Source organism: Mycobacteroides sp. CBMA 271 (genome assembly GCF_009729205.1).
In the GTDB taxonomy this organism is placed as follows: domain Bacteria; phylum Actinomycetota; class Actinomycetes; order Mycobacteriales; family Mycobacteriaceae; genus Mycobacterium.
On the sequence record NZ_VTHB01000003.1, the window covers coordinates 184,500 to 198,348 of the forward strand.

At 63.3% G+C, this 13,849-nt stretch carries 16 protein-coding genes; 9 read left to right on the plus strand and 7 right to left on the minus strand.

Going from position 1 to position 13,849, the window contains the following annotated elements; translation table 11 throughout:
- Window positions 1-4: 4 nt before the first annotated feature.
- From FZI91_RS09575 to FZI91_RS09600, 6 genes are read right to left on the minus strand one after another with little or no spacing between them, the layout of a single operon-like run.
- Complete coding sequence (locus FZI91_RS09575; protein ID WP_155938789.1) at window positions 5-550, minus strand: nuclear transport factor 2 family protein; 546 nt, start codon at window positions 548-550, stop codon at window positions 5-7.
- An 11-nt stretch (window positions 551-561) separates the two neighbouring features.
- Window positions 562-762 carry a ferredoxin gene (locus FZI91_RS09580; protein ID WP_155938790.1) on the minus strand — a complete coding sequence of 67 codons (201 nt, stop codon included), beginning with the start codon at window positions 760-762 and terminating at the stop codon, window positions 562-564.
- A complete protein-coding gene (locus FZI91_RS09585) occupies window positions 762-2,174 on the minus strand; it encodes a cytochrome P450 (RefSeq protein WP_155938791.1) in 1,413 nt (470 codons plus the stop codon). The genes FZI91_RS09580 and FZI91_RS09585 overlap by 1 nt, the downstream gene beginning before the upstream one ends.
- Complete coding sequence (locus FZI91_RS09590) at window positions 2,171-2,998, minus strand: SDR family oxidoreductase (protein WP_155938792.1); 828 nt, start codon at window positions 2,996-2,998, stop codon at window positions 2,171-2,173. The genes FZI91_RS09585 and FZI91_RS09590 overlap by 4 nt, the downstream gene beginning before the upstream one ends.
- Window positions 2,998-4,248 carry a cytochrome P450 gene (locus FZI91_RS09595; RefSeq protein ID WP_155938793.1) on the minus strand — a complete coding sequence of 417 codons (1,251 nt, stop codon included), beginning with the start codon at window positions 4,246-4,248 and terminating at the stop codon, window positions 2,998-3,000. The genes FZI91_RS09590 and FZI91_RS09595 overlap by 1 nt, the downstream gene beginning before the upstream one ends.
- Window positions 4,245-4,835, minus strand: a complete 591-nt coding sequence (locus FZI91_RS09600) for a TetR/AcrR family transcriptional regulator (RefSeq protein WP_162525469.1) — start codon at window positions 4,833-4,835, stop codon at window positions 4,245-4,247. The genes FZI91_RS09595 and FZI91_RS09600 overlap by 4 nt, the downstream gene beginning before the upstream one ends.
- Before the next feature lie 173 nt (window positions 4,836-5,008).
- Between FZI91_RS09600 and FZI91_RS09605 the strand changes: the two genes are divergently transcribed.
- The 7 genes from FZI91_RS09605 to FZI91_RS09635 all read left to right on the plus strand — a co-directional run bounded on the left by FZI91_RS09605 (window position 5,009) and on the right by FZI91_RS09635 (window position 11,773).
- Complete coding sequence (locus FZI91_RS09605) at window positions 5,009-6,478, plus strand: aldehyde dehydrogenase (RefSeq protein WP_155938794.1); 1,470 nt, start codon at window positions 5,009-5,011, stop codon at window positions 6,476-6,478.
- 10 nt (window positions 6,479-6,488) lie between these two features.
- Entirely contained in the window at window positions 6,489-7,241 is a 753-nt protein-coding gene (locus FZI91_RS09610; RefSeq protein WP_155938795.1) for an SDR family oxidoreductase, read from the plus strand.
- Window positions 7,238-8,110 carry an NAD(P)-dependent oxidoreductase gene (locus FZI91_RS09615; RefSeq protein WP_155938796.1) on the plus strand — a complete coding sequence of 291 codons (873 nt, stop codon included), beginning with the start codon at window positions 7,238-7,240 and terminating at the stop codon, window positions 8,108-8,110. The genes FZI91_RS09610 and FZI91_RS09615 overlap by 4 nt, the downstream gene beginning before the upstream one ends.
- Window positions 8,110-8,478 carry a carboxymuconolactone decarboxylase family protein gene (locus FZI91_RS09620; RefSeq protein WP_155938797.1) on the plus strand — a complete coding sequence of 123 codons (369 nt, stop codon included), beginning with the start codon at window positions 8,110-8,112 and terminating at the stop codon, window positions 8,476-8,478. Before FZI91_RS09615 ends, FZI91_RS09620 begins: the two co-directional genes overlap by 1 nt.
- On the plus strand, window positions 8,471-9,694 hold the full coding sequence (locus FZI91_RS09625; protein WP_162525470.1) for a hypothetical protein: 1,224 nt from the start codon (window positions 8,471-8,473) through the stop codon (window positions 9,692-9,694). The genes FZI91_RS09620 and FZI91_RS09625 overlap by 8 nt, the downstream gene beginning before the upstream one ends.
- A 37-nt stretch (window positions 9,695-9,731) precedes the next feature.
- The gene (locus tag FZI91_RS09630) at window positions 9,732-10,319 is read left to right on the plus strand and encodes a DUF5701 family protein (protein ID WP_155938799.1); all 588 of its coding nucleotides are present in this window, start codon (window positions 9,732-9,734) and stop codon (window positions 10,317-10,319) included.
- Between the two features lie 89 nt (window positions 10,320-10,408).
- The gene (locus FZI91_RS09635; RefSeq protein WP_155938800.1) at window positions 10,409-11,773 is read left to right on the plus strand and encodes a hypothetical protein; all 1,365 of its coding nucleotides are present in this window, start codon (window positions 10,409-10,411) and stop codon (window positions 11,771-11,773) included.
- Here the strand turns inward: FZI91_RS09635 and FZI91_RS09640 are convergent.
- Window positions 11,756-12,667, minus strand: a complete 912-nt coding sequence (locus FZI91_RS09640; protein ID WP_162525471.1) for an oxygenase MpaB family protein — start codon at window positions 12,665-12,667, stop codon at window positions 11,756-11,758. The two genes, FZI91_RS09635 and FZI91_RS09640, sit on opposite strands and share 18 nt — an antisense overlap.
- 115 nt (window positions 12,668-12,782) lie before the next feature.
- On the opposite strand from FZI91_RS09640, the gene FZI91_RS09645 reads away from it, so the two are divergent.
- Window positions 12,783-13,229 (plus strand): hypothetical protein, encoded by a 447-nt coding sequence (locus FZI91_RS09645; protein WP_155938801.1) that lies wholly within the window; start codon window positions 12,783-12,785, stop codon window positions 13,227-13,229.
- Window positions 13,230-13,390: 161 nt separating this feature from the next.
- Window positions 13,391-13,822, plus strand: a complete 432-nt coding sequence (locus FZI91_RS09650; protein WP_155938802.1) for a hypothetical protein — start codon at window positions 13,391-13,393, stop codon at window positions 13,820-13,822.
- Window positions 13,823-13,849 lie beyond the last annotated feature (27 nt).

The following is a 13,849-nucleotide window of genomic DNA, read 5'->3' on the forward strand; positions in this document are numbered from 1 at the left end:
GCGGTCACCAGAGGGGTACCGGAGTCTTGCCGAGCGGGTAATAGCCGGGCACCTTCTCACCTGACAGGCCGCGCTGGATACGTTTCTGCATGCCCTCGCTGAGCTTGCCCGCCTTGATGAGATCCAAATACAGCGCCGATACATGGCCGAAGTCGAAGAAGTCGCGTTGCCAATTCCATTGTCCATTACCGGCATAGCGGAACCAGCTGCCGCCGATTCCGTAGATCTCCGACTCTGAACCGTCAGAGTCGGTCGCCACCTGCTTCCAGAATCCGATGACCTCGCCCTGCTTGTCGTCGACGATCACCTTCTGGTACGGGTATGTCCACCCTTCCAGACCTTCCATCTCCTGGCCGAGGGCAATATCCCGGATTTCGTCGATGCCGACGCACATCACATCTTCCTTGGGGCCGATGTTCCAGCCGTAGGTGGCGTCATCGGTATAAAAGCGCGCCAACGGTTTCCAGTCACCCGACTTTTCAGCATCCAGGTTTGCCTGCAGCCAGTCCGCGACGACATCGTCGAGTTCTTGGCGGGGGAATTGCGGCATCGTTGACGCTCCTATTTCTCGGTGATGAACAAAGCTCGTGCGGGACATTCCTCGACGGCGCGCTCGATCTCGTCGCGTGCCTCATCGGGTGGTTCGTTGTTCAGGATTTCGACGGTGCCGCGCTTGGGGACGCGGAAGTAGTCGGGGGCCTCTAGCTCGCACATGGCGTGTCCCTGGCATAGGTCGGTGTCCACGTCGATCCTGAACGACATCAGGCGCTCCGGTGCTGGATGTCGCCGTCCCCGCGGCTCCGGTGTTGGATGTCGCCGACTTCGCGGCTCCGGCGCCGGTAACGCACCTTGGCAGGTTGAGCCAGCTGCACGACCATCTTGGAGTGGTCGTTGTGATACGAGTCTGCGGGCTGTGCCATCTCGAACTCATACTCGCGCAACAGCACCGAGAAGATTGCCTTGATCTGCATGGTGGCGAACGCGGCGCCCACACAGCGATGCCGGCCGGCGCCGAACGGTATCCAGGTCCAGCGGTTGACGATGTCCTCCTGCCGCGGCTTCTCGTAGCGGTCTGGCACGAAGCCGTCCGGGTTAGGGAAGTCCTCGGCGATCCGGTTGGAGACGGCGGGGGAGGCCGCCACCATGTCCCCGTCGTGAATGGGGAACCCGCCCACCTCGAATTCGCCCTTGGCGACCCGCATCAGGATGATCAGGGGCGGGTGCAGCCGCAGCGTCTCCTTGAGCACATTCTCTAGCTTCGGGATCTGGCGTAGCGCATGGAAACTCACTTCGCTGCCGTCTGCGTACAGCTCATTCAGCTCGTCGATAATCTGTGCCTGGATGTCCGGGTGACGCAGCAGTTCGATGAGCACCCAGGAGGCGGTGCCCGAGCTGGTGTGATGCCCGGCGAACATCATCGAGATGAACATGCCGGTGATCTCATCGGCGGTGAAGCGGGGATTGCCGTCCTCGTCGCGGATCATGATCAGCACGTCGAGCATGTCCCGCTGACTCTTATCGGTCGGCGGGTTGGCCATCCTGGTGCTCATGATCTCTTGTACCAGCGCCACCAAGCCTTTTCGCGCCTCATCGCGCAGGCGGAAGCTCTCGATCTCCAGGTACGGGTTGACGTAGCACAGCGGATCCGTGCCCTGCTCGAGCTGGTGGTACAGGTGGGCGAATCTGCCGTCGAGCTCGTCTCGGAATTTCTTGCCGATCAGGCAGGCCGAGGAGGTGTAGATGGTCAGCTCGGCGAAGAAGTCGAGGAGGTCAATTTCCCCGGCTTGCCCCCATTTCGAGATCATCTGGCGGACTTCATTTTCGATGGTGGCCGCGTGCCCCTTCATCTGCTCCCCGCGTAGGGCCGCGTTGTGCAGCATCTCCTTGCGGCGCTCCGGGTCGGCGTCGAATACCACACCCTCGCCGAAGATCGGCGTCATGAACGGGTACGCCTCGGCCTGGTCTAGATCCTCGTCGCTGGAGCGGAAGAAAAACTCGTTGGCCTCGGAGCCGGAGAGGAACACGACCTGTTTGTCGGCGAGCTGGAAGGTGCCGACGTTTCCGCATTCTTCCCGGATGCGCTTCATCAGCGCGATGGGATCGGTGCGGAACTCCTCCAGGTGCCCGTACTGGTCCTCACCGCCGGATACCCGGGGGACGGTGGGAGTGGTCATGACGGCATTCCTTCCTCGCCAAGCTCAAGCTTCTGTTTGTCTGCCGGTGCGTCCGCAAGCGGTGCCTCCGGCTGCACTTCCATCTCCGGTATGTGTGCGCCCCTGGGGGTTTCGGCGACAAAGGCGACCGCGCGGGCAATATCGGAAGGGCGCAGGAAGTAGGAGTGGCGTGCCTGCCCCCACGCTTTCCAGTCTTCGAGCATGGGTCCGACTTGTTCTGCGGAAAGCTGCCAGCCCATCGATGTGAGGGTGGGCCCGGGGTGCACGATCGATGCCCGAACGCCCGTGCCCTCCAACTCCATGCGCATGGTGTTCACCATGGCCAGCAGTGCCGCCTTCGCCGCGCCGTAGGCACCCATGTGTGGGCGCTGGTGCAGCGCCACATCGGATCCGATGAACACCACGTCGCCGCGCCGCCGGGCCACCATGTCGGGCACAATCGCGGTGGCCAGCCGATTGGCGCCCAGTAGATGCACCTGGATCTGCGCGGCGAAGACGTCGGCGCCCATCTCATGCACCCGGCCCGGATTCATGTCACCGGCACCGGACACCAGTAGGTCGATCTCGCCCAAAGCATCGATACTCTGCGCAACAAACGATTTCACGGAGTCCGTATCGGTGACATCGAGTGGGAAGGCGACCGCCTCGCCGCCGTCGGATCGGATCTTCTCGACGAGCTCGGTCAACTTGTCGACGCGGCGCGCGCCGAGGGCTACCGGAAATCCGCGACCGGCGAGGTCGACTGCCGTGGCCGCACCGATGCCCGAGGAGGCGCCAGCGACGATGGCCGGGCGTCGAGAGGGGTGTGGTTCAAAGCGGGGCATCAGGCGTCCTCCCTCAATTGCACGGTGATGGGCAGGTACGCGAATCCGCGGACGTTGCTGGAATGCACTCGTACGGCATTGCTTTCGTCGATTTCGTAGCGCTTGATCCGGCCGAACAACTCGGTCAGGGCGACCTTCGCCTCCATCCGTGCCAGGTGCGCGCCAAGGCAGAAATGCGCGCCGCTGCCGAAACTGACCAGTTTGGAGCCGATCTCGCGTCCGATGCGAAACTCGTCTGCGTCGTCGAACACCCTGTCATCACGGTTGGCGGAGCCGGGGAGTAATAGCAGAATGTCTCCGGCGGAAATCTTGGTGTCGTAGAGCGTCATTTCTTGGGCCACGGTGCGGGCGAGGATCTGGCTGGAGGTGTCGTAGCGCAGCGTCTCCTCCACCCACAGCGGTATGCGGTCGTGGTCGGCATGCACACCCGCCATTTGGTCGGGGTTGCGGTGGCCCCAGAAGACCGCATTGGCCAGCAGCTTGGTTGTCGTCTCGTTTCCGGCGATCACCATCAAGAACAGGAAGGCGAGCACCTCCTCGTCGGTGAGACGGTCACCGTCGATTTCCGCTTGCAGCAGAGCCGCAGTCAGATCATCATTCTTGGACGGCGCACGACGTCTTTCGCGGACCATGTCGATGTAGTAACCCATGAGGTCAAAGGACGCCTGAATGGCCTCGGGTGGGACGTCGGCCAGCCCGTCCTCGCGGTGCATGACGCCGTCGGCCAACTCCCGGATGCGGGTGCGGTCGGCCTCGGGCACACCCATCAGTTCGGAGATGACATCCATGGGGAGCTTGCCGGCGTAGTCGGCAATGAAATCGAAGGATCTATCGGAGGCCTTGGCTAGCGCTCGTTCCAAGTGTGTACGCGCGAGTGCGACGACCCGGCCTTCAAGTTCCCGAATTCTCCTGGGGGTGAACCCCTTTGACACCAGCGTGCGCAGCCGAAGGTGCTCGGGGTCGTCCATGGCCAGGAACGACATGACGAGTTTGGCGTGTGGCCCAAAGGACGCCTTGTCTAACGAGACGCCGTTGGCGTTGGACAGGGACTCGCTGTTCCTGAAGCCCTGCAAGACATCCTGGTGCCGCGACAGCGCCCAGAAGTTTAGGTCGTCGTTGCGGTACAGCGGGGCTTCGTCGCGTAATCGCCGGTAGTACGGATACGGATCCTCATGGAAGGTGTAGTCGTATGGATCGAGAATCAGAGGTGCAGTCGACTGTTCTATTGCCTCTTCGCGCAAGCGGCTCATCGGACGTTCTCTCCCAGTATGAGGTCCACCACGAAGGTGAGCTTGTCCGCGATCTGGTGATATGTGAAGGTGCCACTGCCCGCGTGCATGAGTGCGCCGAAGAACGTCATCTCCAGGGCCGACACCACACGCGGATCGGCATCGGGTCCCATCGCCGAGCGGATCCTGCGGTGGATTTCGAGACCGATCTTGTCGCGCACGGCGCGCACGGCGTCATCGTTGTTACTGAGCAGCGCGGTGGTGCAGCCGGTGGCGATCTCGGGTTCATCGGCCACCACCAGCGCCAGGCTTCGCAGAGTCTGGGTGACCCGTACCGCCTGGCTGTCGTTGACATCGGTGAAGTACGGCGCTTCGTGGATGAGGTCGAGGTAGATCTCGGCCACCAGATGGCTCTTGGAGGAGAAGTAGGTGTATGCGGTGGCGGGGGCGACCTTGGCGCGCGCAGCGACGCCGCGGATCGTCATATCCGCGTAGGTGGTCTCGCCGAGCATGTCACGGCCCGCGGAGACGATCTTGCCGATCGTCTCTTCTTGTCGTCGATTTCTAGGCGTTTCACTTGTGAGCACCGCCACAACTTCACTGGACACATGTCCAGGTTAGCGTGCGAGGCGCTCTCCGGCAACAACGTAGGTGGAAAATGCTGTCCAACACCAATTATTTGGCCTGTAGAGGCCGCAGTCTTGCCATGTCGGGATCTGGCTGGTTATGGTTCAGGGGTATCGAATGGACATGTGTCCAGATTTCAGAAGCGAGGTGAGTGATGGCGCTGCTGGCCGATGGTGAGAGTGAGCTGTTCATCGACGGAAAGCTCGTCCCCGGTGGTGCGGGAAGGTTTCCGACGGTCAATCCGGCTACCGAGGAGGTGCTGGGAACCGCGGCCGACGCGGACGCCGACGACATGGGCCGCGCCATCGAGGCGGCGCGTCGCGCCTTCGACGACACCGACTGGTCTCGGGACGTAGGCCTACGTGTGCACTGTCTCCGTCAGCTCCGGGACGGCATGCGGGCCCACATCGACGAACTGCGCGAACTGACCATTGCCGAGGTGGGCGCACCGCGGATGCTGACCGCCGGTGCCCAGCTCGAGGGGCCGGTGGATGACCTGCAGTTCGCCGCCGACACCGCCGAATCCTTTGACTGGAATGCCGATCTCGGTACCGCTATGCCGATGGGCATCAAAACTCAACGCACCCTCGCGCGTGAGGCCGTGGGTGTGGTCGGTGCGGTGACGCCGTGGAATTTTCCGCATCAAATCAACCTTGCCAAGGTGGGTCCGGCACTGGCCGCAGGTAATACCCTGATACTCAAGCCGGCGCCGGACACCCCCTGGTGTGCGGCGGTGCTTGGTCGAATCATCGCCGAGCACACCGATTTTCCGCCGGGCGTCTTCAACATCATCACCTCCAGCGACCACCGCATCGGTGCGCAGTTGTCGACGGATTCCCGGGTGGACATGGTGTCGTTTACAGGATCGACGGCCACCGGGCGCGCGGTGATGACCGACGCGGCCGCCACCGTCAAAAAGGTGTTCCTGGAACTCGGCGGCAAGTCAGCCTTCATCGTGCTCGACGATGCCAACCTGGGTACTGCGTGCTCGATGGCGGGATTCACCGCCGCGGTGCACGCCGGCCAAGGATGCGCGATCACCACCCGGCTGGTGGTGCCGCGCGCACGGTACGACGAGGCGGTGGCGGCGGCTGCTGCCACCATGGGGTCGCTGAAGCCGGGAGACCCCACCAGTCCGGGAACAATCTGCGGCCCGGTCATCTCGGCACGCCAGCGTGACCGGGTGCAGTCCTATCTGGATCTCGCTGTCGCCGAAGGCGGTTCGTTTGCGTGCGGTGGCGGTCGGCCGGAGGGCAAGGAACGGGGCTTCTTCATCGAGCCCACCGTTGTCGCCGGTCTGACCAATGACGCGCGGGTGGCGCGCGAGGAGATCTTCGGTCCCGTTCTGGTGGTGATCGCGCATGACGGCGACGACGACGCGGTGCGGATCGCCAACGATTCACCGTACGGGTTGTCCGGGACGGTGTTTAGCGGGGACGACGAGCGCGCGGCACGGGCGGCATCCCGTCTCCGGGTCGGGACCGTGAACGTCAACGGTGGTGTCTGGTACTCCGCCGACGCCCCGTTCGGCGGGTACAAGCAATCCGGCATCGGCAGGGAGATGGGTGTCGCCGGGTTCGAGGAATACCTGGAAACCAAAATCATTGCAACGGCTGTGAAGTAGAGGAGATCTGATGGGAGAGTTTGAAGGCAAGGTAGCCATCGTCACCGGTGCCGGACAGGGTATTGGCGAGGCGTACGCGCATGCGCTGGCTCGCGAGGGAGCCGCAGTGGTGGTCGCCGATATCAACGCCGAGGCGGGTGAGGGTGTGGCCAAGCAGATCGTCGCGGACGGCGGAAAGTCGATCTATGTCAACGTGGATGTCTCGGATCCCGATTCGGCCATCGCCATGGCGGACAAGACGGTCGCGGAATTCGGCGGCATCGACTACCTGGTGAACAACGCAGCGATCTATGGCGGCATGAAGCTTGACCTGCTGTTGTCGGTGCCGTGGGATTACTACAAGAAGTTCATGAGCGTGAACCAGGACGGCGCACTGGTATGTACGCGTGCCGTGTACAAGCACATCGCCAAGCGCGGCGGCGGTGCCATCGTCAACCAATCATCCACGGCGGCATGGCTTTATTCCGGATTCTACGGGCTGGCCAAGGTGGGCATCAACGGCCTCACCCAGCAGCTGTCCCGTGAGCTGGGTGGGCAGAAGATCCGCATCAACGCGATCGCGCCCGGGCCCACCGACACCGAGGCCACCCGGAGCACCGTGCCGGAGCAGTTCCGCAGCGAGCTGGTCAAGAACATCCCGTTGAGCCGCATGGGCACCGTTGACGACATGGTGGGCATGTGCCTGTTCCTGCTGTCGGACAAGGCATCGTGGATCACCGGCCAGGTGTTCAACGTCGATGGCGGACAGATCATCCGATCATGACGCAGTCTGTTCTCAAGCTGGGATACGTCGGTTTGGGGAACATGGGTGCGCCCATGGCCCAACGGTTGGTCGACTGGCCGGACGGCGTGACGGTCTTCGACCTGCGGGCCGAGGCAATGGCCCCGCTCGTAGAGGCAGGTGCGCGCGCGGCGGACAGCCTTGCAGATATCGCGGCAGCGGACCTCATTAGTGTGACCGTATTGGATGACGCGCAGGTGAGAGACGTCGTTGCGGCCATTGCGCCGAAGGCCAGGCCCGGCACCATCATCGCGATCCACTCGACCATCAGCGATGCCACGGCCGTAGAACTGGCACAGCATTGGTCGCCGCAGAACATCCACATCATCGACGCCCCGGTGAGCGGTGGTGCGCCGGGTGCACACCGGGGTGAGCTCGCCACCATGGTCGGCGCCGATGACGAGATCTTCGAGCGCGTCAAGGAGCCGTTCTCGAAGTGGGCATCACTGGTGATCCATGCGGGCCGGCCCGGCGCAGGCACCCGGATGAAGCTGGCGCGCAACCTGTTGCACTTCGTGGCCTTTACGGCGGCGGGGGAGGCGCAGCGTCTTGCCGAGAGCTGCGGGTTGGATATCACCGCGCTGGGCAAGGTGGTCCGTCATACCGATGCGATCACCGGTGGGCCGGGCGCCATCATGCTGCGGGACACCACCGACCCGGTGACCTCGGACAGTTTCTGGTTGCCGATCTTCACGCACGTGCGGGGCCTCGGTGAAAAGGATCTCAGCCTGGCACTGGCGCTGGGCGAGGAGAAATCGGTGGAGCTACCGATGGCGGCATTGGCGCGTGAGCGATTGGCGGCCAGCCTCGGTGTGCCACACACGGTTCCACATGAGCAGGGAGCAAGTTGATGGATGATGTGCGGCGTCAGGGCCTCGACAAGATGAAAGAGGTCTACGGCTGGGATATGCCCGATATCCCGGGCGACTACTTCAAGTACACGATCGAGCATCTCTTCGGGACCATCTGGACACGCCCCGAACTGTCGATGCGGGATCGTCGGCTGCTCCTTCTCGGCGCCGTCAGCGCCCTCGGGCTCGACGAGATCCTGGAGATCCAGACGGGCGCGGCACTCAAGAATGGTGAACTGACCGAGGCCGAGCTGCGTGAGGTGGCGATTTTCATCACCCACTATGTCGGGTGGCCGTTGGGGCAGCGGGTCAACAAGCATGTGGAGATGGCTATCGCGAAGCGCTCCAAGGAATCCTCGGGTGAGTAGCCGATTCTCCACGCTGTCTCGGGACCAGTTGGCGGTCCTGGTTCCGGAGCTGCTGTTGATCGGCCAGCTGATCGACCGCTCCGGAATGGCGTACTGCATACAGCATTTCGGTAGGGAGGAGATGCTGCAGGTCGCTATTGAGGAGTGGGCGTCATCGAGCCCGATCTATACCCGGCGCATGCAGCGGGCGCTGCGGTACGAGGGCAACGACGTCATTACCATCTTCAAGGGCATGCAGCTCGACATCGGGGCACCGCCGCAATTCATGGACTTCCGATACACCGTGCATGACAAGTGGCACGGGGAGTTTCACCTCGATCACTGCGGCGCGCTGCTCGACGTGGAGCCGCTTGGTCCCGAGTACGTGACTGGGATGTGCCACGACATCGAGGACCCCACCTTCGACGCGACGGCCTTCGCCACCAACCCGCACGCGCAGGTGCGGCCGATTCACCGGCCACCGCGCACACCCGCGGACAGGCAACCACATTGTGCGTGGACGGTGACCATCGACGAGTCCTACCCCGCAGTGTCCGGGATCCCGGCGCTGGATATCGTCGGCGAATCTATCGCCGCCGGTTGGGTATTGGACGGCATCGACACCGCCGACGAGGGCGCCGCCCACTACTCGGGACCGCTACTGTCCGATCTGGACTTCGGTGCGTTCTCGCATTCGGCCCTGGTGCGGATCGCCGACGAGGTGTGTCTGCAGATGCATCTGCTGTTCCTCGGGTTCTCGATCGCGGTGCGCAAGAGGACTGCCGACGCCGAGTTGGCGCAGTCGGTGTGCACCCAGCAGCTCATCGGGCTCGCGGGTGTCGCGACCGCACGGATCCGTCAGGCATTGAATCTCCCCGATGGCATCGAGGGCGTGCTGCAAGTCCTCCAACTGCATCCGCTGCTGAGCCCGGTCGGCTATGTGAACGCCGAGATTTCCGGCGGTCAACTCCATGTGTGGCGATCACCCGCGCATGAGGATGGAGCGTGGATCTCGCTGTGCGGGCCCGCGGAGACGAGACCGTTGCAGGCCATCGCGACGGCCATCGATCCGCATATTGGCGTGGAGATTTCGGGAGATGCCGATGATTGGGTGGCGTCTTTCGTCGAGCACGAGGGCGTGGACAAACAGCTGCCCGAGGTCATGATCGCCAATGTCAGCGGGGGATCGCGGTTCATCTTTGAGCCACGGAAGTCACTGCCGCTGACGGTGGTGTGATCGGGAACTGTTCAGTCATGGCGAGCGTTGATGAGCAATGCTCGCTGCTTTGGACGAATTCGACCGCCAGCTCACCCACCTGATCGATCTTGGATACCCCGTCACCGACCGCATCTCCGAGCTGCGCCCCCTGGTGGGCGATCTTCCCGCCTCGACCGTCGACTCCGAGGATCACATCCCGTTCATCCTCGTCGCCACCGGGACGAGCTACGAACAGACAGCGCCGCTGATGAACCTGAACGGGCGAGCCGGATTTCATGTCATGGACGCTGGCGATGTCGACGTGTACCGGCCGATCCTCGATGTTCCCGCCGCGGTCTACCTGCTCATCGATATCGACACCGGCAGTGAGTTCTGCAATGTGACACCGGAGGCGGCGCTGGCGGCGATCACCGCGCGTGGACGCACCCCGCTCACTATTGACGAGGGCATCGCACTGGTCACGGCGCGGCCGGATATGTTGCGCAAGAACAGGTGTTTCTCGCTGGCGGCCTCGCGCGGTAAGGGCCAGCGAGTGCCTGCGATCTGGATATCCGATCGGCGCCCGAAACTCGGCTGGTGCTGGGACCGCAATCCGCACACCTGGTTGGGGACTGCCTCATGCGGTGGGCGGGTGGCGCTATAGATCTCTCATGACCACCCCCTGATCCCATTGCCGCCAACTATCTGGAGGCATCTATCTGATGTCAACGCGAACCTGTCACACTATGAGTGATGGTGGCGATGTCGGCACTGGTGTTCGGACTCAGCTGGTGGCTGGGTCTGTATCTGCTGGCCCGCAACCCCCGCAAGCCCGTCCTGGCCCTCGCGGCCATCGGACTGATCGGATTCTCCGTCGTCGTCGCGCTCGACGCCATCCGCGTCACCCCCGGTGCCGACGCCGAACTCCTGGGCCGCATCGAGGTTTTCGCGGCCATCATCCCGAGCGTCGCCTGGTTGATGGTGCTGCTCGAGCTCACCAACACCGGCGATCGGTGGCGTGATCGGGCCGCTATGGCGATCCCCGGCGTCATCCTGGCCGTGGTGCTGCTCGTGGGTGCGTCGTTGGCCGGCACCATCGCCGGTCCGGCTCGGCTCGGCCATTGGATCATGTTCTGCGCCAACGGGACCGCTGCCATCGGCGCCGCGATCCTGTTGTTCCGTCGACGTGCTTCGATCCCCGGTTCTGCGCGGGGCGTGGTCCTGGTCGCCACCATGTTCTTCACCCTGGGTGATGCCCAGCTGATCATCCCGCTCGGCTTCATCCCGAGCTGGCTGGCCTTGGCGTCGACCGGTTTCGACTTGGTACTGCTGGGTCTGGGTGTCGCGCTCTGGGACGCCTTCGACGAAGGGCAGGCGCTGCGCGCCGATATGTTGCGCTCCTTCTGCGCGTCCGTCCTCGTCGGTGCGTTGTTCGGCGCTCAGGCGATGGTCGGCATGGCCGTCGTCGGCCAGTCTGTCGCTCTGGTGGTATTGCTGTTCACCAGTGTGGGACTGGCTATCTGCATTCAGGTGCAATCGGGACCGTTCGCTGACTTCCTTGACCGCCTGGCGTTCTCGCGTTCCCCGCAGCTACGTCAGGAACGCTCCGAGCTGCGCAACACCGAGGCGGCGCTGCCGTTGAAGTCGGCATCGCCCATCGACGGTGTCGATGACGAAACCTTCACCCGACTCACCCGACGCGCGCTCAGCCATTACGGCGACCTCGCCAAGCTCGTCGCCAGCCCGTTGGCCTCGCTACCTGTCATCGGTGGCAGGCTCTCCGAACGGGGTGCCTCCGATCAGCCCGTCGAACGCGCCAACGAACTCAGAGCGGTTCTCGCCGAATCCATCTCACGGCTCAAACCTCGTGATGAAGGCGACTTCGGTATCACCGATCAGTGGCGTTACTACAACGCCCTGTATTTCCCGTACGTCATGGGTGTGCGGGCCTATGCGCAGGGTGCGACGGCTTCAGGTCTGGATCCGGTGTCACGGCAAGCCTGGCAGTGGCTTGTTACCGAGGTTCCGCAACGCTCCCTGCACAATTGGCAGAACGCGGCCGCCAAGCTCATCGCGGCGGATCTGCGCGCCCAGGCCGTATCACCAGGGGCGCGGTAGCCGGCCGCGTTCGCGGCGCCAACCGGCATGGCTGCCCGGATGCCATCGCCACGAGGTCGGAATGAACGGCCATACCGGCGGTACGGCGAGCAACAGCGCGCGGTAAGCCGTCTCGTCAGCCAGGTTCCACCGGATCCCAAAACGCCTGCGCACCTTCGGCGGTAGGCCGCCGTAGATCGTCAGACGTAACGGGGGTGCCAATGCCGCGCGTATTGGCAGCGTCGGCAACGCGAGCTTCGCGGCGGGTTTAAGCAGTGGCGACACCGGCAGATGCGGTGACTTGCTCATGTCGGGGATGACGCGGCCCTCGATGACCTTCATGAGGTAATCGGCGGCCGGGTTCGGAGTCAGTACCTCATCGCAGTACCGATCCCACTCCTGTTGGAACGCGGCGCGATTCGGCGGTAGCGGCTGCTCGCTCATCGCGTATCGCCGGTACCACTCGACGCCCTCTTGGTAGAGCTGCTCACGGTCGGTATCGGACAGCCGATAGCGGGAGTATCGGTCGATGGTCTGTTCGACCATCACCTGGAACGTCGCGTGCGCCCACCAGAACGTGGTGGGGTTCAAGGCGTGGTACCGCACCCCGTCGGGTTGGATTCCCTTGATGTCGCGGTGAAAGTCCCGAACCTTCACGCCGGTGCCGGCCGCCGGTTCGTCGTACACGGTGCCCAGGATCGGGGGCAGAGAACGGAAGACCCGGTCGACGGGATCTTCGAAGAAGTTCGAGTGCTCGATCAGCGCGTAGCCGATGGCGGGGTCCATCGTTTGCAGGAGCCCGGCGGTGCCGCCGGTAAACGCGATCCGCATGTCTCCTGCCCAGCGCCACAGCAGTGAACGAGGGCCGAGTTGGGCACCTGGAGCCGTAGAGATGACATCCGCTGTTGTCATCATTGGATGATGGCACATCCGAGGAGCAATTGGCAGCGGTTGGCACCACTGAATGTCGAGATGGCAGTGCTTCAGGGGCAGTGTCGGTGGTGTCAGCTTCCACACGAGAGGAACACCGATGGCCATCTCATCCGGGCACGCATCCCAGAACGCCTCAGTACTTCGCACCCGATTCGCCCAGCCCGACTCGCTGCTGCGATTCGGAGTTCGGCTCGACGGCGTGGCCACCGGATTGGTTGCCGTCGTGCTGCTCATTGCCGCCAAATGGCTTGTCGAACCGCTCGGCCCGTCGTTGGGATTCCAGGTGGCACACGCCGCCGCCCTCATCGGGTACGGAGTGGTGGCCGTTGCGTTGAGCCGGGCGGATAGCTCGAAGATCGGAACGATCGGCATCGTCTACGTCGCCGGCAACCTGCTCGCCACCGTGTTGTACGTCGTGGCGGGCGTCATGAAATGGGTGCCGCTGACCACCGCCGGGGTGACGCTGTCCATCGGCTTCGGTATTTACACCGCCGTCATGGCGGACATTCAGTTCCTCGGACTTCGGCGACTGCGCTCCGCGTAGCCGCCCACATGCTCACTCGCTGAGAGTGAGCCGGTGCCGGGTCACCCGCGTGGTGGCCCGGCACCTTTCATGTATGGACTTCGACATGGACGTCCGGTAGAGATGAATTGTTCGCTGAACTAATAATCTGCCCGGTCTGTCCCTGAATCCAGGAGTCGCCGATGTTTCGAACCACCGAAGATTCCACAGCGGCGCGCCCGCGGTTCGCAGAGCCCGGCTCCTTGCTCCGGTTCTCTCTCCGGATCGACGCCATTGCGGCGGGACTGGGTGGTATCTCACTACTGATCGAGTCCAAGTGGCTTGTCGAGTTGCTCGGCCCGTCGCTGAGATTCCAGGTGGTTCATGCCATTTTCTGTGTTGGCTATGGGGCTACGGTATTCGCATTTAGCCGAGTGAGCCTGGTCAACCTCCGTGCGGCGGGCCTCATCGTAATCGCCATCAACATCATGGCCACCGTCGGATATGTCCTGGCGGTAGCCATGAGATGGGTACCGCTCACCACGGTCGGCGTCGCGGGTTTCCTTGTCTGCGCGACATATACCGCCGTGATGGCCGGTATCCAACTCCTTGGTCTGCGTCGACTGCGCGGGTGATCCGCAGACAATCGCCGAGTGTGAACG

What these genes read in the sequence shown, in the direction of transcription:
- FZI91_RS09630 (WP_155938799.1), top strand. Translation starts at nt 9,732, where the DNA reads ATGCTCGCTGCTTTGGACGAATTCGACCGCCAGCTCACCCACCTGATC.
- FZI91_RS09575 (WP_155938789.1), bottom strand. Translation starts at nt 550, where the DNA reads ATGCCGCAATTCCCCCGCCAAGAACTCGACGATGTCGTCGCGGACTGG.
- FZI91_RS09620 (WP_155938797.1), top strand. Translation starts at nt 8,110, where the DNA reads ATGGATGATGTGCGGCGTCAGGGCCTCGACAAGATGAAAGAGGTCTAC.
- FZI91_RS09610 (WP_155938795.1), top strand. Translation starts at nt 6,489, where the DNA reads ATGGGAGAGTTTGAAGGCAAGGTAGCCATCGTCACCGGTGCCGGACAG.
- FZI91_RS09605 (WP_155938794.1), top strand. Translation starts at nt 5,009, where the DNA reads ATGGCGCTGCTGGCCGATGGTGAGAGTGAGCTGTTCATCGACGGAAAG.
- FZI91_RS09635 (WP_155938800.1), top strand. Translation starts at nt 10,409, where the DNA reads ATGGTGGCGATGTCGGCACTGGTGTTCGGACTCAGCTGGTGGCTGGGT.
- FZI91_RS09650 (WP_155938802.1), top strand. Translation starts at nt 13,391, where the DNA reads ATGTTTCGAACCACCGAAGATTCCACAGCGGCGCGCCCGCGGTTCGCA.
- FZI91_RS09640 (WP_162525471.1), bottom strand. Translation starts at nt 12,667, where the DNA reads ATGATGACAACAGCGGATGTCATCTCTACGGCTCCAGGTGCCCAACTC.
- FZI91_RS09645 (WP_155938801.1), top strand. Translation starts at nt 12,783, where the DNA reads ATGGCCATCTCATCCGGGCACGCATCCCAGAACGCCTCAGTACTTCGC.
- FZI91_RS09615 (WP_155938796.1), top strand. Translation starts at nt 7,238, where the DNA reads ATGACGCAGTCTGTTCTCAAGCTGGGATACGTCGGTTTGGGGAACATG.
- FZI91_RS09595 (WP_155938793.1), bottom strand. Translation starts at nt 4,248, where the DNA reads ATGAGCCGCTTGCGCGAAGAGGCAATAGAACAGTCGACTGCACCTCTG.
- FZI91_RS09585 (WP_155938791.1), bottom strand. Translation starts at nt 2,174, where the DNA reads ATGACCACTCCCACCGTCCCCCGGGTATCCGGCGGTGAGGACCAGTAC.
- FZI91_RS09590 (WP_155938792.1), bottom strand. Translation starts at nt 2,998, where the DNA reads ATGCCCCGCTTTGAACCACACCCCTCTCGACGCCCGGCCATCGTCGCT.
- FZI91_RS09580 (WP_155938790.1), bottom strand. Translation starts at nt 762, where the DNA reads ATGTCGTTCAGGATCGACGTGGACACCGACCTATGCCAGGGACACGCC.